We start from the raw sequence: 16,729 nt of genomic DNA on the forward strand, positions 1-16,729 counted from the left end.
AGCCTATCCAACACCCCCGCCCCGGCGACCGCCCTGTGCGACCGACCCGGGGCTCCCGACGGTGATCAAGAGGTTTACGTCAGTTCGATCTCCAAGAATGACGCAGACCTCTTGATCACCGCTGCGGCGGCGGGGGCGGCGGGGCGCCCGGGGCCGGGGCGGGCGGCGGGGTGGGTGGGGGCTAGAGGCGGACTAGCATTTTGCCGAGGTTCTCGCCGCGTAGCAGGCCGAGGAACGCGTCGGGGGCGTTGCCGATGCCGTCGACGATCGTCTCGTCGTAGGAGAGCCGGCCCTCGCGCAGCCAGCCGCCGACCTCGGCGACGAACTGCTCGCGCAGGCCGCCGTGGTCGCCGACCAGGAAGCCGCGCAGGGTGAGCCGCTTGCCGATGACCAGCGCCAGGTTGCGCGGCGCGGCCGGCGGCTCGGCCGAGTTGTACTGCGCGATCATGCCGCAGATCGCGGCCCGGCCGTGCAGCTTCAGCGCGCCGATGGCGGCCTCCAGGTGCTCGCCGCCGACGTTGTCGAAGTAGACGTCGATCCCGTCCGGGGCGGCGGCCTTCAGCGCGTCCCGCACCGGCCCGTCGTGGTAGTCGAAGGCGGCGTCGAAGCCGAGCGCCGTCAACCGCTGCACCTTGGCCGGCGAGCCGGCGCTGCCGACCACCCGGCCGGCGCCCCGCAGCTTGGCGATCTGACCGACCATGCTGCCCACCGCGCCGGCCGCGCCGGAGACGAACACCGTCTCTCCCGGCTGCATCGCCGCCACGTCGAGCAGCCCGGCGTACGCGGTCAGCCCGGTCATCCCGAGCACACCCAGGTAGGCGCTGACCGGGGCGACGTCCGGGTCGACCCGGCGGGCCGACGCGCCGTCGAGCAGCGCGTACTCCCGCCAGCCGAGCCCGTGCAGCACGGTGTCGCCGACGTTGATCCCGTCGGCCCCACCGGCCACCACCTCGCCGATCGCCCCGCCGTCGAGCGGCGCGTCTAGGGCGAACGGTGGCACGTAGGACTTGGCGTCGTTCATCCGGCCGCGCATGTACGGGTCGACCGACATGAACTGGTTGCGGACCACGATCTGCCCCGGACCCGGGGTGGGCACCTCGGTCTCGACGAGACGGAAGTTGTCTGCGGTCGGCCAACCCTGTGGGCGGGAGGCCAGGTGGATCTCACGGTTGCTGGTCATCGGCTGTCGTCCTCTCGTACGCGATGGTGGTGGCCCGGTGCGGCGCTCAGGCCGCGGCGGCCTCGCGCACGGTGAGCGCCACGTCGATGTTGCCCCGGGTGGCGTTGGAGTAGGGGCAGACCTGGTGGGCGGCCTCGACCAGCTGCTGGGCGGCGGAGCGCTCGACGGCCGGCAGGTCCACCACCAGGGTGACGGCCAGTCCGAAGCCACCGCTGCCGTTCGGGCCGATGCCGACCTCGGCCTCGACGACCGAACCGGTCACGTCGGCCTTGCTGCGGCGGGCGACCATGCGCAGCGCGGAGTGGAAGCAGGCCGCGTAGCCGGCGGCGAAGAGCTGCTCGGGGTTGGCTGCGCCGCCCGCGCCGCCCATCTCCTTCGGGATGGCCAGGTCCAGCTCGACGGTGGCGTCGGAGGTGCGGACGTGGCCGTCGCGGCCGTCGCCGGTGGCCGTCGCGGACGCGGTGTAGAGCACCTGCATGGGAATCACTGCTCCTTCTGTCGGTGGATCGTCTCGGTGACCCGGGTGAGGGTGTCGCGCAACGCGACCAGCTCGGCCTCGTCGAGGCCGGTGGAACAGGCCACCCGCAACGGCACGTCGGTCATCCGCTGGCGCAGGGCCGCGCCGTCGGCGGTCAGCCCCACCTCCACCCGCCGCTCGTCGAGCACGGAGCGGGTGCGGACCACCAGGCCCGCCGCCGCCAACCGCTTGAGCAGCGGGGAGAGCGTGCCGGAGTCGAGCCGCAGCGCGGCACCCAGCTCGGAGACCGTGGGTGGGTCGTCGCCGCGCTCCCAGAGCACCAGCAGCACCAGGTACTGCGGGTAGGTGAGTCCGAACTCGTCGAGGATGGGCCGGTAGACGTCGGTGAGCGCGCGGGACGCCGCATAGAGGGCGAAGCACACCTGCCCCCGCAACACCAGATGGTCACTCACCCGGGAAACGTAGCTCGCAATCCAATTGCGCACAACTTATCTGGCCCGAAGTGACCCACGTCTCGCACCGGGGAGACCGGAACGGATCAGGACGGCGGGAGGTACGCCTCCAGCTCGATCTCCACCAGGTGGTCCGGATCGACCAGGCCGGCGACCACGACCATCGTCGCGACCGGCCGGATCGCGCCGAAGACGGCGTTGTGGGCCCGGCCCACCTCGTCGACGAAGAGCCGATCGGTCACGTACATCCGGGTCCGCACCACGTCGGCGGCGCTCGCACCCACCTCGGCCAGGGCGGCCAGGCCGATCCGCAACGCCTGGGCGGTCTGCGCGGCGGCGTCCCCGACGTGCGTCACCACCCCGTCGGCGGTCGACGTGCAGCCGGCCGTCCAGGCCGACCGACCGGCCCGCACCACCCGCGAGTAGCCGTACACCGCCTCCCACGGGCCGCCCGAGCCGAGCCGGGTGACGGTCGCGTCACCCGGCTCCCGGCCGGCGTCGGTCACCCGGCGGCGCGCAACGTGGCCAGCGCCTCGGCCACCGTGAACGCGCCCGCGTAGAGCGCCTTGCCGGCGATCACGCCCTCCACGCCCGCCGGCTCCAGGGTCGCCAGCGCGCGCAGGTCGTCCAGGGTCGAGACGCCACCGGAGGCGATCACCGGGGCATCGGTGCGGGCGCAGACCTCGGCCAGCAGCTCCAGGTTCGGCCCGCGCATCGTGCCGTCCTTGGTGATGTCGGTCACCACGTACCGGGACGCGCCGGCCGCGTCCAGCCGGGCCAGCACCTCCCACAGGTCACCGCCGTCGCGGGTCCAGCCCCGCGCCGAGAGGGTACGACCCCGCACGTCCAGGCCGATCGCCACCCGGTCGCCGTACTCGCCGCAGATCCGGTCACACCACTGCGGGTCCTCCAGCGCGGCGGTGCCGATGTTCACCCGGGCCGCGCCGGTGCCGAGTGCGGCCCGCAGCGACGCGTCGTCCCGGATGCCCCCGGAGAGTTCCACCCGCACGTCCAGCTTCCCGACCAGCTCGGCGAGAAGCGCGGCGTTGGAGCCCCGACCGAAGGCCGCGTCCAGATCGACCAGGTGGATCCACTCCGCCCCGTCGTTCTGCCAGGCCAACGCCGCGTCGAGCGGGTCGCCGTAGGCGGTCTCGCTGCCGGCGGCGCCCTGCACGAGCCGGACGGCCTGGCCGTCGGCGACGTCCACAGCGGGCAACAGGGTCAGGCTCACGTTTCCTACTCCTCGGTCAGATCCGACGGTCCAGGGCGATCACCACGATCGCCGGCAGGACCAGCAGCAACAGCACGACCAGCGCCACCCGCAGCGCAAGATCGTCGACGAACACCCAGATCAGCACCAGCGCCGCCCCGGTCAACCCGACGATGGCGGCCCGCTCCCCCCGGCTGCGCCGGGCCAACCGGCCGGTCCGGCCCCGCCGCCACTGCGGGGTGACCCGGCGGACCAGGGCGCGGCGACGCTGCCGACGCGCCAACTTGCGCTGCCGTACGACGCGGTCGCGCGCGGCCTCCGCCTCCCGGACGGCCCGCCGACGGGCCCGCTCCTTGCTCACCGCGCACCCGACCCGGTCCGGCCGGACGCGCCGCCCCGGGTCTCAGTCAACCGTGGCCAGCCAGTTGCGCAGCAGCAGGGCACCGGTCTCGGCCGACTTCTCCGGATGGAACTGGGCGGCCGACAGCGAACCCCGCTCCACCGCGGCGACGAAGTCCGTGCCGTGGTGGGCGGTGGTGACCCGGACGCCCGCCTCGGCCAGCGCCGCCCGGTCGAGCACCCCGTAGGAGTGCACGAAATAGAACCGGCTGTCGGCGGGCAGCCCCGCGAAGAGCACCGAACCGGCCGGCGGCGTCACCGTGTTCCAACCCATGTGCGGCAGCCGCTCGGCGGGCAGCCGGGTCACCCCGCCCGGCAACAGCCCCAGCCCCTTGGTCACCACACCGTGCTCGTCGCCGTGGTCGAAGAGCACCTGCATGCCCACGCAGATGCCGAGCACCGGGCGGCCGGTGGCGACCCGCTCCGCGATCACCGGGCCGGCACCCGACGCCTCGATCCCGGCCATGCAGGCCGCGTACGCCCCGACGCCGGGCACCACCAGCCCGTCGGCCCCGGCGGCGGCGGTCAGGTCGGCGGTGACCGTCACGTCCGCCCCGGCGTGGGCCAGGGCCCGCTCGGCCGAACGCAGGTTGCCCGAGCCGTAGTCGAGCACCACGATCCGCTTGCCGCGCCCCCGCCCGGCCGTGCCGGTGTCGTGCGCGCCCATCAGCCCTCCCCGGGTAGCAGCCAGAGCACCCCGCCGACGGTGGCCAGCACGGCGAGCAGCCCGGTGACCACGATCGCACCGCGCGGCGCGTCCTGCCGGTACAACGACCAGGCCCCGCCGACGAGGATGCCGGCGAGGATCAGCAGCAGGGTCGGCAGCACCGGGCCCATCAGCGCGGCCCCCCGGCCCGGTCCGCCCCGACCGGGAAGCGCCGGTCCGGGCCGGGCCCGGTCGCGACGGCGCGGTCGGGTCGGGGCAGGCCGGTCACAGCGCGCCCTTGGTGCTCGGCACCACGCCGGCGTTGCGCGGGTCGAGCGCGGTGGCCTCCCGCAGCGCCCGGGAGACCGCTTTGAACTGGGCCTCCACCACGTGGTGCGCATCCGGGTGGCCGCCCGGGCGGGCCGCCCGCAGCACGTCCACGTGCAGGGTGACCCGGGCCGACTGGCCGAAGGACTCCCAGATGTGCCGGGTCATGCTGGTCGGATAGACCGGCCCGATGTACGGGGCCAGCGCCGGCTCGTCGTGCACCACGTACGGGCGGCCGGACAGGTCGACGGCGGCCCGGACGAGCACCTCGTCCATCGGGACGGTGGCCGAGCCGTACCGCCGGATGCCGGCCTTGTCGCCCAGCGCCTGGTCGAACGCGGCGCCCAGGGCGAGCGCGGTGTCCTCCATCGTGTGGTGGGCGTCGATCTCCAGGTCGCCGACGGTGCGGACGGTCAGGTCGAAGCCGCCGTGCCGGGCGATCTGGTGGAGCATGTGGTCGTAGAAGCCGACCCCGGTGCTGATCTCGGCCTGGCCGGTGCCGTCGAGGTCGATCTCGACGAGGACCTTGGTCTCCTTGGTGGTCCGCTCCACCCGGGCGGTGCGACTCATGACAGTTTCTCCATCGCGGTGAGGAAGGCGTCGGTCTCGGCGGGGGTGCCGGCGGTGACCCGCAACCAGCCGGGCAGGCCGACGTCCCGGACCAGCACCCCGGCGTCGAGCAGGGTCCGCCAGGCGGTGGCCTGGTCGCCGCCGACGGCGAAGAGCACGAAGTTGGCGTCGCTGTCGGCCACCCGGAAACCCCGGTCCCGCAGCGTGCCGACGATCCGGTCCCGCTGCACCTTGATCGCGTCGACGGTGCCGAGCAGGGCGTCGCGGTGGGCCAGGGCCGCGCGGGCGGCGGCCTGGGTGAGCGACGAGAGGTGGTACGGCAGCCGGACCAGCTGCACCGCCGCCACCACCGCCGGGTCGGCGACCAGGTAGCCCAGCCGGCCACCGGCGAACCCGAACGCCTTGCTCATCGTCCGGGTCACCACCAGCCTCGGATGGCCCGGCAGCAGCGCCAGGGCGTCGCTCGTGCCCGGTCGGGCGAACTCGGCGTACGCCTCGTCGACGACCACCATGCCGGGCGCGACGTCGAGCACGGCGGTGACCACCGCCGGGTCCAGCGCGGTGCCGGTCGGGTTGTTCGGCGAGCAGAGGAAGACCACGTCGGGGCGGTGTGTCCGGACCTCGGCGACCGCCTCGTCGGCGGTCAGCCCGAAGTCCGCCCCCCGCTGGACCGGGACCCACCGGGTGCCGGTGCCCAGGGCCAGCAACGGATGCATCGAGTACGCCGGCACGAAGCCCAACGCGGACCGCCCCGGCCCACCGAACGCCTGGAGCAGCTGCTGCTGGATCTCGTTGGAGCCGTTGGCCGCCCAGACCTGCGCCACGGTGATCCCGTGACCGAGATAGCCGGCCAGGTCGGCGCGCAGCGCCAGCGCGTCCCGGTCCGGGTAGCGGTTGAGGTCACGCAGCTCGGCGGCGAGTGCCTTGCCGATCGCCTCCACCACCGGCTCGGGCACCCGGTAGGAGTTCTCGTTGGTGTTCAGCCGGACCGCCACGTCGAGCTGCGGCGCCCCGTACGGCGAGCGACCGCGCAGGTCGTCGCGGATCGGCAGGTCGTCCAGGCCGGTCACGACGGCTCCCCGGCGAAGCGCACCGCGACCGCCTGGCCGTGCGCCGGCAGGTCCTCCACGTTGGCCAGGGTCACCACGTGCGGCGCGACGTCGCGCAGCGCCTCCCGGGTGTACTCCACCAGGTGCACGCCGCGCAGGAAGGACTGCACGGACAGGCCGGACGAGTGCCGGGCGCAGCCGCCGGTGGGCAGCACGTGGTTGGAGCCGGCGCAGTAGTCGCCGAGCGACACCGGCGCCCAGGCGCCCACGAAGATCGCCCCGGCGTTGCGCACCCGCAGCGCCCAGTCGCGGGCGTCCCGGGTCTGGATCTCCAGGTGCTCGGCCGCGTACGCGTCGACCACCCGCAACCCGGCGTCGAGGTCGTCGACCAGCACGATGCCGCTCTGCTCCCCGCCGAGCGCGGTGCCGACCCGCTCGACGTGCTTGGTGGCCGGCACCTGCCGGGCCAGCTCCCGGTCCACCGCGTCGGCCAGCTCGACCGACGGGGTGACCAGCACGCTGGCCGCCAGCGGGTCGTGCTCGGCCTGGCTGATCAGGTCGGCGGCGACGTGCACCGGGTCGGCGGTGTCGTCGGCCAGCACGGCGATCTCGGTCGGACCGGCCTCCGCGTCGATGCCGACCACGCCACGCAGCAGCCGCTTGGCGGCGGTGACCCAGATGTTGCCCGGCCCGGTGATCATGTCGACCGGCGCGCAGTGCTGGGTGCCCCCGGCGTCGACCGCCGCACCGTAGGCCAGCATGGCGACCGCCTGGGCGCCGCCGACGGCGTACACCTCGTCGACGCCGAGCAGCGCGCAGGCGGCGAGCACCCGGGCGTCGGGGAGGCCCCCGTTGTCCTGCTGCGGCGGGCTGACCACCACCAGCGAGCGGACCCCGGCCACCTGGGCCGGGACCACGTTCATCACCACGGTCGACGGATACATCGCCAGCCCGCCGGGGACGTAGAGGCCGACCCGGTCGACCGGCACCCAGCGCTCGGTCACCGTGCCGCCGGGCACCACCTGGGTGGTGTGGTCGGTGCGGCGCTGGTCGGCGTGCACCCGGCGGGCCCGGTCGATCGACTCCAGCAGCGCGGCCCGCACGTCGGGGTCGAGCGTCCCCTCCGCCTCGGCGATCGCCTCGGTCGGGACCCGCAGCACCGCCGGGCAGATGCCGTCGAACCGCTCGCTGGCCTCCCGGATCGCCGGGTACCCATGGTCCCGGACCGCCTCGACGAGGGGGCGGATCCGCTCGACGGCGACGGACACGTCGAGTTGGGCACGGGGCAGCAGTCGGCGCGGGTCACGGACCCCGCCGCGCAGGTCGATCCGATTCAACACGCTCCCGAGTCTAGGCGGCGGCCCGGAGGGCGACCCGCGCCGCCCGTACCGCGAGACGGTGAGCCGGGACACGCCGACGTCGCACGGTCCGGCTACGCTCGGACACGTGACCGTACGGCTGCCGGTGTTTCCCCTTGCCACGGTGCTCTTCCCAGGTCTGGTGCTGCCGTTGCACATCTTCGAGGAGCGTTACCGCCACCTGGTGCGGGACCTGGTCGGGCAGCCCGAGGGGGCGCCCCGGGAGTTCGGTGTGCTGGCCATCCGCTCCGGCTGGGAGGTCGCCCCGGGCGCGGGCCGGGCCACCCCGGGCGGCGGCGAGGTGACCCTGCACGAGGTGGGCTGCACCGCCGAGCTGCGTCAGGTCACCGAGCTGGACGACGGCGGCTTCGACATCGTCACGGTGGGCCGGCGACGGTTCCGGGTCGCCGAAGTCGACCGGGAGTCCGCCCCCTACCTGACCGCCGCCGTCGAGTGGCTGCCCGAGCCGACCGGCCCGGACGAGGCGGCGGAGCTGCTGGCGGCCCGGGTGATCGCGGTCTTCCGGCAGTACCTGGGCCTGATCCGGGCCGACCCGCAGGAGCTGTCCGAGCAGTTGCCGGAGGACCCGACGGTGCTGTCGCACCTGGTGGCGGCCACCGCCGTGCTGACCGTGGCGGACCGGCAGCGGCTGCTCGCCATCGACGACACCGCCGCCCGGCTCCGCGCCGAGCTGCGGCTGCTCAATCGCGAGTCGGCCCTGCTGCGTCAGGTGCGGGCGGTTCCGGTGCCGTTGTCGGAGCTGGCCTCCCCACCGGCCCCCAACTGACCCCGCCCGGCACCCCGGGAGCACCGGGCCGGTCCCGACCGCTGTCGACGCCGGGCCGGTCCTGGTCGCCGTGGGCGTCGGGCCGGTCCTGGCGGTCGTAGGCGTCGGGACGGTCCCAGTCGCGGTAGCCGTCGGGGCGGTCCGGGACGGTGCTGCCGGTCGGTGGGGCGGTGCCGGTCGGGCCGTCGGGCCGGTCGGTGGCGGCGGGGCCCGGCCGACCGGCGACCTCGGGGCCGGTCGGCCAGTCGGGCTCCGGCTCCGGGCGCAGCGAGGGCCAGCGGGACCAGCCGGCCAGCAGGGTGTACGTGACGGCGGCGGCGAACGCCGGCAGCAGCAGGTTGCCGTACGGCAGCGGCAGCACGCCGAGGACCCGTTCGATGCCCCCGGCCCGCAGGTCCGCCGGTTTGTCGAACGGCGTGCCGGCGGGGGCGGAGGCGAGCAGCCGCTGGTAGCCGTCCAGCCCGATCCGGCGGCCCAACTGCCAGGCCACCAGGGCGGTGCCGAGCGCGCCGACGGTCGTCGCGACCAACCCCACCGGCCCGCGTCGGCGGCGCAGCAGCGTCCACACCGCGATCGCGGCGAGCACCCCGAAGCCGAGCCCGAGCAGGCTGAACCAGCCGTCGGCGGCGATCGGCTGCTCCGGCTGCGGCTGGGCGTAGATGGCGCCCTCGGCGGTCTTGAGCACCGGGGTGTCCGGGGCCAGCGCCGCCCAGAGCAGCCCCAGCGGCGCCCCGAGCGCGGTCAGGCCCAGCACCAGGGTGATCGCCACCGCCGGGGTGTGCCGGGGCTGCTGGTCGGGCGGCTGCGGCAGCGCGGCGGACGGCGGCGGCCACGGCAGGTACGACCCCGCGGGGTCGTACCCGGGCGCGGACGGGGTGGGCGCGACACCCGCCGGGGCGTCGGCCGGGCGGTGCGGATCGGGGGTGTCCGGGCTCACCCGATGATCCTCTCAGGCGTAGCGGTGCGGCGGGGCGGCGGAGCCCGTACCGCCCCTCAGCGGGCGAACGGCTCCAACATCACCGAGGCGGCCCGCAGCCAGGCGGCCCGGGTCTCCGCCTGGAGCTGGTGGTACTCGATCGACGAACCGGTCTCCAGCACCGGGTCGTACGGCACCACCGCGACGGCCCGGGTCCGGGTGGCGAAGTGCCGCTCCAGGTCGTCCTGGAGGGTCGACCGGCCCGGGGTGGGGCAGGAGATCAGGGTGATCGCGTTGTCGGCCAGCTCACCCATCCCCTCCTCGTGCAGCAGGTCGAGCATCCAGTCGGCGCTGAACGCCGCGTCCTCCCGGGGCACGGTGGTCACCACGAGCTGGTCGGCGGCGTGCATGACGGTGCGCCAGTTGGGGCTCTCCACGTTGTTGCCGGTGTCGACGCAGACCACGTCGTGGGTGCGGCGCAGCAGCTCCAGCACCCGTTTGACGGTGAACTGGTCGAGGCGCTGGGCGAACCGGGGACTCTCCTCCCCGGCCAGCACGTCGTACGAGCCGTCGGAGGCGTGCCGCAGGTAGTCGTCGAGGGACTCCAGCAGCTCGGCGCCGTCCCGGATCTCGATGTGCGCCAGGTCGCTGATCAGGTGCCGGATGGTCCGGGCGTGCCGGGCGCTGCCGGCGCGCAGGCCGAGGGTGCCGCGCAGTTCGTTGTCGTCCCAGGCGAGCACGCCCCGGCCCCGGACGCTGCCGACGGTGGCGGCGGCGAGCACCGTGGCGGTGGTCTTGTGCACCCCGCCCTTGGGGTTGGCGAACGCGAGCACCCGGGGGGTGCCCAGGTCGCGGCGGAGGATGCCGGCGGCCCGTTCCTGCTCGTCCTGGGGACCCTGCTGACGCCACTCGATGCGGGCCGGTTCGATCCGGGCCGGGTAGCCCCGGTCGGCGGTCACCGCCGGCGGGTAGGCCGGCTGCTCCGCTTGGTAGGCCGGCTGCTCCGGCTGGTAGGCCGGCTGCTCCGGCTGGTACGTCGGCGCGGCCGGGTAGCCGGGCTCCGGGTACGCCGGCTCGGGGTAGGCGGGTTGCGGCGGCTGGTACGTCGGCTCCGGCGGCGCGTAGCCGGGCGCGCGGTAACCGTTGTCCAGCAGGGCGTACCGGGACTCGGGGGGTGGCGGCTCGGACCGGTAGCCGTTGTCCAGCAGGGCGTAGCGGGACGGGACGACCGGCGGCTCCGGCGGCCGGGCCGGCTCCGGCAGGTACCCGGGGTCGGCCGGATAACCGGGGGCGGCACGGTAGCCGGGGTCGGCCGGGTAGCCGGGCTCGGCCGGGTAGCCCGGCTCGGCGCGGTAGCCGCCGGGCTCGGCCGGATAGTCCGCCGCGACGCGGTGGGCCGGGTCGACCCGGTAGCTGGCTTCGGCCCGGTAGCCCGGGTCGGGGTCGTAGCCGGGGTTCGCACCATAGCCCGGGTCGGCGGGTGGCGGCACGGCCGCCGACCCCCGTCCGGACCAACCACCGGCGGGCCCACGGCCGGGCAGCGGGTCCCGGGCCGGGTCCTCGCCGCGGCGCTCCGGCTCCGCCTGTTCGGCGGCGCGTCCGCCGAGGCGGGCGCGCTCGAAGAGCGCCCGCCATCGCGGTGCCGGTTCGGCCGACCGACCCCAGCCGGTCTCGCTGCCGTCCAAGGCTCGCCCTCCCGCGCCGTCGATCTCCGCCTGACAGGCTACGAACGAAACCCTATTCGGACCACACCGGTCTGCACACATCCCCCGGGCACAATACTTACGGCGACCGGACGGACGACCCGCTGCGACGGGAGTCCGGGGAGGTGGGAGCGGGGGTCGACACCGACCGCGCCGATCCGGTCCCGGTCGGCGAGGGTACCGGGGCGATCACGGCGGGTGCTCCTTCCGACGAATCGCCCATCGCCGCGCCCGGCGACGGTACCGGGTCGGCGGGCGTCGGGGCCTGTCCGGCGGGTGGCCGGGCCGTGTCGGCCGGTGGCCGGGCCGTGTCCCGTTGCTCCGGCAGCGGGGGCAGGAACACCGTCCGGTCCAGTCGGGTCACCTCGGGGGCCGGGTCGAGCGCCCGCACGCCGTCCCGTCCGGCCAGGGCGCGCAGGGCGGCCGGTGCGGCGCGGACCACCGCCGCGTAGACGCAGGCGCAGGCCGACCGGTAGCCGGCCGCCTCCCGCGCGGCGACCTGCGCCCCGGTCTCGTACCCCTGGCGGGTCGTCGGGTCGGCGGTGTCGGCGGCCCGGCTCCGCTGGTCGGCGGCCTCCCGGTCCTTGCGGTCCGCGAGGCCGGCCATCCCGGCGGTGACGTCCTGCGGCAGCAGCTGCGCCGGCAGCCGGACCACCTCGGTCTGCCGGTCCGGCAGTGGCACCCGGACCACCACCGCCGCCACCTCGACGTCGGCGAGCAGCGCCGGCAGCCGGTCCGGCGCGAGGTAGCGGTCGAGGCTGACCAGCGCGTACGCCCCGGCGGTCAGCGCGGCGAGTTCGGCCCGGGTGGCGGCGGCGTACCCGGGCAGCGAGTCGCCCGGCAGCACCCCGACCCGGGTCACCTGCCCGACGGTGCGGTCACCCATCGGCTCGGACCGGCGGGCCGCCCAGCCGACGGTGAGCAGCACCGCGCCGACAGCGAGCACCGCCGCGGTGACCAGCCCCTGGCGCGGCCGGGGCGGGACAACGGGCGGGTCGACACCCGACGGTCGGCGCGGCACCGGTCAGTCGCGCAGGAGCGTCAGCGCGCGGGCCAGGTCGTCCGGGTACTCGCTGACGAAGGTGACGTCGTCGCCGGTACGCGGGTGGGCGAAGGTCAACGACCGGGCGTGCAGCCACTGCCGGCGCAGTTCGAGCCGCGCCGACAGGGTCGGGTCGGCCCCGTAGGTGAGGTCGCCGACGCACGGGTGCCGCAGGGTCGAGAAGTGCACCCGGATCTGGTGGGTACGCCCCGTCTCCAGCCGGACGTCGAGCAGGCTGGCCGACGGGAACGCCTCGATGGTGTCGTAGTGGGTGATGCTCGGCTTGCCGTCGGAGACCACCGCCCAGCGGTAGTCGTGGTGCGGGTGCCGGTCGATCGGGGCGTCGATGGTGCCGCGCGACGGGTCGGGGTGCCCCTGGACCACCGCGTGGTAGCGCTTCTCCACCTCGCGGTACTTGAACGCCCGCTTGAGCGCGGTGTACGCCTGCTCGCTCTTGGCCACCGTCATGATCCCGGTGGTGCCCACGTCGAGCCGGTGCACCACGCCCTGCCGCTCGGCGGCTCCGCTGGTGGAGATCCGGTGGCCGATCGCGGCGAGGCCACCGATGACGGTCGGGCCGGTCCAGCCGGGGCTGGGGTGGGCCGCCACCCCGACCGGCTTGTCCACCACCACGATGTCGTCGTCGGCGTAGACCACGGTCAGCCCGGGGACCGCCTGCGGCACCACGGTCGGCGGCGCGACCGGCGCGGGCAGCGTCACCTCCAGCCAGGAACCGGCCTTGACCTTGTGCGAGTTCTGCCGGGCCGCGCCGTCGACCAGCGCGTCACCGGCGTCGACCAGCGCGGCGGCGGCGGTACGCGAGAGCCCGAAGAGGCGGGACACCGCCTGGTCCAGCCGCATGCCGTCGAGGCCGTCCGGAACGGGCAGGGAGCGGTGGTCGCCACCGGCGGCGAAGGCGGCGGTCATGCCCGCTCCTGCGGCTCGGCGTCGGCCTTCGTCGACCCGGCGGCGGCCGGTCCGGTGGGGGTGGCGTCGGCGGGGGCGGCGTCGCCCTTGCCGCCGACCCGCCGCCCGTCGCGCTGGCGACCGGTCAGCTCCAGCAGCACGGCCAGCAGCACCCCGGAGACCAGGCAGCTGTCGGCCAGGTTGAACACCGGCCAGACCTGGCCGTACGGGTCGAAGAGGCTGACCATGTCCACCACGTGACCGACGAAGTGGCCGGGGGCCCGGAAGATCCGGTCGGTGAGGTTGCCCAGCGCGCCGCCCAGCACCAGCCCCAGGGAGACCGCCCAGGGCAGTGAGCGCAGCCGTACCGCCATCCAACTGATCCAGCCGACCACCCCGATGGTGATCAACGGGAACACCCAGGTGTGGTCGGCGCCGATGCTCCACGCCGCACCGCTGTTGCGGGTCAGGGTGAGGTAGACCACCCCACCGAGCAGCCGGACCGGCGCCCGGTCGTCGAGCAGTTGCAGGGCGAGGTGCTTGGTGAGCAGATCCGTCAGCAACGCGAGCAGCGCGATGCTGACGAGGACCACGACCGCCCTGCGGCGGGGGGTGCGGCCGGCCGGCTCGGTGGTGCCGGGTCCGGCGGTCGGTGCTGTGGTCATCGACTCCCCATCGACTGTCTCGACGACGTGGGTCCGCCGTCTCACGAGATCACCGGGGAGTGGACGTCAGCGCCGCTCCGCCAGCTGCTTGCAGGTCACGCAGAGGGTCGCCGACGGGAAGGCGGCGAGCCGCTCCACCGGGATCGGGTTCCCGCACCGCTCGCACCATCCGTAGCCACCCTCGTCGAGCCGCTCCAGGGCACGCTCGACCTGAGTGATCCGTTCCCGGATGTTGTTCGCGAGGGAGATCTCCTGCTCGCGCTCGAACGTCTTGGTGCCGGTGTCGGCCTGGTCGTCCCCGGCCGAGTCGGTCAACCGGTCGCGCTGCAGCTCGGTGATCTCGCTCAGCGTCTGATCGTACTCGGCGCGCAGCTCGTCCCGTCGGGCCGCCAGGGCCGCCCGGATCTTCTCGGTCTCCGCCGAGCTGCGGGTGGCCTGCGCAGTGGCCTTCGCCGCCGGTTTGCGACCGGCGGTCCTGGTGTCGGCTGGCTTCGCCATCGTCAGCTCCCTCAGCCGCGGGACGCGGCGGTCGGCGGTGCCCGGACAGGGTCCGCCGACGTGGCGTCCCCAGGTAACAAAACGGGCGCACGGCAACGGTGGCCGCGCACTCCGGAGGTTGGCAAGAATACGGAACGTACAGGCGTCCGACAACGTGCCGGACCGTCGTGCCGCTATTCAGCCCCTAATAACCCATAAATGGGGCAAAAGGAAGACTAGCAGATCAGGCGTCCCGATCCTCGCCGTACTCGCCGAACCACCTCGCCAGGCGACCCCGCCGGCTGACCGCCCGCAGCCGGCGCTCCGCCTCGTCCCGCACCCCGGCGGTCGCCACGATCAACAGGCTGTCCCCGGTCTTGAGCCGGGTGCCCGCACCGGGCACGAAGCCCACCCCGTCACGCAGCACCAGGGTCACCGACGCGCCCACCGGCAGCCGCAGCTCGTCGACGTGCACCCCGGCCAGCCGGGACCCCGCCGGCACCTCCAACTGGAGCAGGTCCGCCCGCATCCGCTCCAACGGGGCGGTCTCCACCCGGATCTCCGCCAGCTCGGCCGGGGCGGTCACCCGCAGCCGACGGGCGGCCGGCGCGAGCGTGCCCGCCTGGAGCACCGTGAAGATCACCACCAGTACGAAGACCGCGTCGAAGAGCCGGTCCGCCCCGGGCACCCGGGCCGACAGCGGGATGGTGGCCAGCACGATCGGCACCGCGCCCCGCAGCCCGGCCCAGGACAGGAACGCCTGCTCGCGCAGGTTCACCCGGAACGGCAGCGCGGAGACCAGCACCGACAGCGGCCGGGCCAGCAGCAGCAGGGCCAGCCCGGTGACCACCGCCGGCAGCAGCGCGGTGTGCAGCCGCTCCGGCGTGGCCAGCAGGCCGAGCAGCACGAACAGCCCGATCTGGGCCAACCAGGCCAGCCCGTCGGCGAAGCCCAGGATGGCCTGCCGGTGCGGCAGGCGGGCGTTGCCGAGCAGCACCCCGGCCACATAGACGGCGAGGAAGCCGGAGGCGTGCAGCATCGCCCCGGCGGCGTACGCCAGCACGGTGAACCCGACGGCGGCGATCGGATACAACCCGGACGAGGGCAGCGCCGCCCGACGCAGCGCGAACCGGCCGGCCAACCCGGCGGCCAACCCGACCGCCGCGCCCACCCCCAGCTCGTAGCCCACCAGGAAGACCTCGAACCACCACGGATGCTCGACCGGGCCGCTGCGGGACAGCAGCACCACCAGGATCACCACCGGGGCGTCGTTCATCCCCGACTCGGCCTCGAGGGTGGCCACCAGCCGGGGTGGCAGCCGCAGCCGGCGCAGCGTGGCGAAGACCGCCGCCGCGTCGGTGGAGGAGAGCACCGCGCCATAGAGCAGCGCCAACCGCCAGTCCAGCCCGAGCAGCAGGTGCACCACCAGGCCGACGACGACGATGCTGACCAGCACCCCGACCGTGGACAACGCGCCGGCCAACCCGAGCACCGGGCGCAGGGTGCTCCACCGGGCGGTCAGCCCGCCCTCCGCGATGATCACGATCAACGCGCAGAAGCCGAGCACCCGGGTCAGCTCGGCGTCGTCGAACCGGATGCCCAACCCGGCCTCGCCGATCGCCACCCCGAGCGCCAGATAGACCAGGAGACTCGGTACGCCCAGCCGGCTGGAGAACCGCACCGCCCCGATCGCCACCAGCAACACGGCCGCCCCGAGGAGCAGGGCCAGATCCAGTCCCGGCGTCACGGGCGCCCGACCCGGGGCGCCGTCACCCGACCGATCCGTCGCGCAGCCGCCGCAGCAGCTCGGTCAGGCCGGGTGCCGGACGGTCGACCAGGAAGAGCTTGTCCCGGCTGGCCGCACCGGCGCGCAGCGCCACCACCGCCGGCCGGACGCCCAGGGCCCCGGCCAGCGCCCGACGGGCCGCCTCGGTGGCCCGGCCGTCCACCGCCGGGGCGGTCACGGCGATCACCAGGGCGGGACCGTGCGGGCCCGCGAAGCAGCCGCCGACCCGGGCCCGGGACGCGCCGGGCTTGACCCGCACCGCGACGGTCAGCGTGTCGTCCGTGGGCATCGAGGCCGGCCTCAGCGGGGGTAGGTGTCGGCGAGCAGGGCAGTGTCCGGTTTGCAGAGACCGCACGGGGTGAACCCGAGGGAGATCGCCTCGTGCACCGGCAGCGGCTCGTGTTCCCGCTCGATCAGATGGGCACACGAGAGCAGGTGGTAGCGGGGATGCCCGTCGACGACGAGGACCTCGGCGTCGAGCTGGGCCACCCGGGCGGCGTCACCGGGCGGAACCCGCTGGGCGGGCGGGTCCCACGGGGACGCGGCGTCGTCCGACGGCTCCCAGGGGGGCCCGAGATCGTCCCCGGCCGCCCAGGCCGGGTCGTCCACGGGGTCCCCGCGGGGATCGTCCGGGTAGTCGTCCGCGTCGATCCGGACGGGGTCGGTCACCCGGCCCGGGGTGTGGTCGGTCGGCGGGTCGGCTCGGCCCGGGTCCGGCGGGGAGGGCACGACGACCGGGTCCCACGGGGCCTCCGCGTCGGGCTCCCAGGCGCCGACG

General features: G+C 74.9%; 19 protein-coding genes and 1 pseudogene. 1 reads left to right on the forward strand and 19 read right to left on the reverse strand.

Annotated elements, in window-relative coordinates:
* Window positions 1-181: 181 nt before the first annotated feature.
* From ACQP1S_RS22880 to hisD, 11 genes are all read right to left on the reverse strand, one after another.
* Window positions 182-1,180, reverse strand: coding sequence for an NADP-dependent oxidoreductase (locus ACQP1S_RS22880; RefSeq protein ID WP_091237465.1), 999 nt, complete (start codon window positions 1,178-1,180; stop codon window positions 182-184).
* A gap of 46 nt (window positions 1,181-1,226) precedes the next feature.
* Window positions 1,227-1,658 (reverse strand): organic hydroperoxide resistance protein, encoded by a 432-nt coding sequence (locus ACQP1S_RS22885; RefSeq protein ID WP_091237467.1) that lies wholly within the window; start codon window positions 1,656-1,658, stop codon window positions 1,227-1,229.
* A 5-nt stretch (window positions 1,659-1,663) separates the two neighbouring features.
* Entirely contained in the window at window positions 1,664-2,110 is a 447-nt protein-coding gene (locus ACQP1S_RS22890; RefSeq protein ID WP_091237469.1) for a MarR family winged helix-turn-helix transcriptional regulator, read from the reverse strand.
* Between the two features lie 86 nt (window positions 2,111-2,196).
* Complete coding sequence (locus ACQP1S_RS22895) at window positions 2,197-2,616, reverse strand: RidA family protein (protein WP_432898981.1); 420 nt, start codon at window positions 2,614-2,616, stop codon at window positions 2,197-2,199.
* Window positions 2,613-3,341, reverse strand: coding sequence for a bifunctional 1-(5-phosphoribosyl)-5-((5-phosphoribosylamino)methylideneamino)imidazole-4-carboxamide isomerase/phosphoribosylanthranilate isomerase PriA (gene priA, locus ACQP1S_RS22900; RefSeq protein ID WP_357890889.1), 729 nt, complete (start codon window positions 3,339-3,341; stop codon window positions 2,613-2,615). Before priA ends, ACQP1S_RS22895 begins: the two co-directional genes overlap by 4 nt.
* 16 nt (window positions 3,342-3,357) lie before the next feature.
* Window positions 3,358-3,681, reverse strand: a complete 324-nt coding sequence (locus ACQP1S_RS22905; protein WP_091237477.1) for a hypothetical protein — start codon at window positions 3,679-3,681, stop codon at window positions 3,358-3,360.
* Between the two features lie 42 nt (window positions 3,682-3,723).
* Window positions 3,724-4,386 carry an imidazole glycerol phosphate synthase subunit HisH gene (hisH, locus tag ACQP1S_RS22910; RefSeq protein ID WP_432898985.1) on the reverse strand — a complete coding sequence of 221 codons (663 nt, stop codon included), beginning with the start codon at window positions 4,384-4,386 and terminating at the stop codon, window positions 3,724-3,726.
* Window positions 4,386-4,556: a hypothetical protein gene (locus tag ACQP1S_RS22915; protein ID WP_168222542.1), complete on the reverse strand. Its 171-nt coding sequence runs from the start codon at window positions 4,554-4,556 to the stop codon at window positions 4,386-4,388. Before ACQP1S_RS22915 ends, hisH begins: the two co-directional genes overlap by 1 nt.
* A 94-nt stretch (window positions 4,557-4,650) precedes the next feature.
* The gene (gene hisB / locus ACQP1S_RS22920; protein ID WP_432898989.1) at window positions 4,651-5,262 is read right to left on the reverse strand and encodes an imidazoleglycerol-phosphate dehydratase HisB; all 612 of its coding nucleotides are present in this window, start codon (window positions 5,260-5,262) and stop codon (window positions 4,651-4,653) included.
* Complete coding sequence (locus ACQP1S_RS22925) at window positions 5,259-6,332, reverse strand: histidinol-phosphate transaminase (RefSeq protein ID WP_432898992.1); 1,074 nt, start codon at window positions 6,330-6,332, stop codon at window positions 5,259-5,261. The genes hisB and ACQP1S_RS22925 overlap by 4 nt, the downstream gene beginning before the upstream one ends.
* Window positions 6,329-7,651, reverse strand: a complete 1,323-nt coding sequence (gene hisD / locus ACQP1S_RS22930; protein WP_432898995.1) for a histidinol dehydrogenase — start codon at window positions 7,649-7,651, stop codon at window positions 6,329-6,331. The genes ACQP1S_RS22925 and hisD overlap by 4 nt, the downstream gene beginning before the upstream one ends.
* Window positions 7,652-7,757: 106 nt before the next feature.
* Here hisD and ACQP1S_RS22935 point away from each other — a divergent pair, with 106 nt between their 5' ends.
* The gene (locus tag ACQP1S_RS22935; protein ID WP_432898998.1) at window positions 7,758-8,456 is read left to right on the forward strand and encodes an LON peptidase substrate-binding domain-containing protein; all 699 of its coding nucleotides are present in this window, start codon (window positions 7,758-7,760) and stop codon (window positions 8,454-8,456) included.
* A gap of 154 nt (window positions 8,457-8,610) precedes the next feature.
* Here the strand turns inward: ACQP1S_RS22935 and ACQP1S_RS22940 are convergent.
* The 8 genes and pseudogenes from ACQP1S_RS22940 to ACQP1S_RS22975 form a co-directional block, all read right to left on the reverse strand.
* Window positions 8,611-9,393: pseudogene (locus ACQP1S_RS22940) on the reverse strand (DUF2567 domain-containing protein); the annotation flags it as partial.
* A 56-nt stretch (window positions 9,394-9,449) separates the two neighbouring features.
* Window positions 9,450-11,057 carry an AAA family ATPase gene (locus ACQP1S_RS22945; protein WP_432899001.1) on the reverse strand — a complete coding sequence of 536 codons (1,608 nt, stop codon included), beginning with the start codon at window positions 11,055-11,057 and terminating at the stop codon, window positions 9,450-9,452.
* 97 nt (window positions 11,058-11,154) lie between these two features.
* Window positions 11,155-12,096 carry a hypothetical protein gene (locus ACQP1S_RS22950; protein WP_432899004.1) on the reverse strand — a complete coding sequence of 314 codons (942 nt, stop codon included), beginning with the start codon at window positions 12,094-12,096 and terminating at the stop codon, window positions 11,155-11,157.
* Window positions 12,097-12,099: 3 nt separating this feature from the next.
* Window positions 12,100-13,044: an RluA family pseudouridine synthase gene (locus tag ACQP1S_RS22955; RefSeq protein ID WP_432899007.1), complete on the reverse strand. Its 945-nt coding sequence runs from the start codon at window positions 13,042-13,044 to the stop codon at window positions 12,100-12,102.
* The gene (gene lspA, locus ACQP1S_RS22960; RefSeq protein ID WP_432899010.1) at window positions 13,041-13,688 is read right to left on the reverse strand and encodes a signal peptidase II; all 648 of its coding nucleotides are present in this window, start codon (window positions 13,686-13,688) and stop codon (window positions 13,041-13,043) included. Before lspA ends, ACQP1S_RS22955 begins: the two co-directional genes overlap by 4 nt.
* Window positions 13,689-13,754: 66 nt before the next feature.
* On the reverse strand, window positions 13,755-14,186 hold the full coding sequence (locus ACQP1S_RS22965; RefSeq protein ID WP_432899013.1) for a TraR/DksA family transcriptional regulator: 432 nt from the start codon (window positions 14,184-14,186) through the stop codon (window positions 13,755-13,757).
* A 223-nt stretch (window positions 14,187-14,409) separates the two neighbouring features.
* A complete protein-coding gene (locus ACQP1S_RS22970; RefSeq protein WP_432899016.1) occupies window positions 14,410-15,912 on the reverse strand; it encodes a potassium/proton antiporter in 1,503 nt (500 codons plus the stop codon).
* A 22-nt stretch (window positions 15,913-15,934) separates the two neighbouring features.
* Entirely contained in the window at window positions 15,935-16,240 is a 306-nt protein-coding gene (locus ACQP1S_RS22975; protein ID WP_432899019.1) for a DUF167 domain-containing protein, read from the reverse strand.
* Window positions 16,241-16,729 lie beyond the last annotated feature (489 nt).

The organism is Micromonospora matsumotoense, from assembly GCF_050951065.1.
Classification (GTDB): Bacteria; Actinomycetota; Actinomycetes; order Mycobacteriales; family Micromonosporaceae; genus Micromonospora; species Micromonospora matsumotoensis.

Coding starts and splice junctions, on each gene's coding strand:
- hisB (WP_432898989.1), bottom strand. CDS start 5,262: ATGAGTCGCACCGCCCGGGTGGAGCGGACCACCAAGGAGACCAAGGTC.
- ACQP1S_RS22880 (WP_091237465.1), bottom strand. CDS start 1,180: ATGACCAGCAACCGTGAGATCCACCTGGCCTCCCGCCCACAGGGTTGG.
- hisH (WP_432898985.1), bottom strand. CDS start 4,386: ATGGGCGCGCACGACACCGGCACGGCCGGGCGGGGGCGCGGCAAGCGG.
- ACQP1S_RS22965 (WP_432899013.1), bottom strand. CDS start 14,186: ATGGCGAAGCCAGCCGACACCAGGACCGCCGGTCGCAAACCGGCGGCG.
- ACQP1S_RS22955 (WP_432899007.1), bottom strand. CDS start 13,044: ATGACCGCCGCCTTCGCCGCCGGTGGCGACCACCGCTCCCTGCCCGTT.
- ACQP1S_RS22885 (WP_091237467.1), bottom strand. CDS start 1,658: ATGCAGGTGCTCTACACCGCGTCCGCGACGGCCACCGGCGACGGCCGC.
- ACQP1S_RS22975 (WP_432899019.1), bottom strand. CDS start 16,240: ATGCCCACGGACGACACGCTGACCGTCGCGGTGCGGGTCAAGCCCGGC.
- lspA (WP_432899010.1), bottom strand. CDS start 13,688: ATGACCACAGCACCGACCGCCGGACCCGGCACCACCGAGCCGGCCGGC.
- ACQP1S_RS22915 (WP_168222542.1), bottom strand. CDS start 4,556: ATGGGCCCGGTGCTGCCGACCCTGCTGCTGATCCTCGCCGGCATCCTC.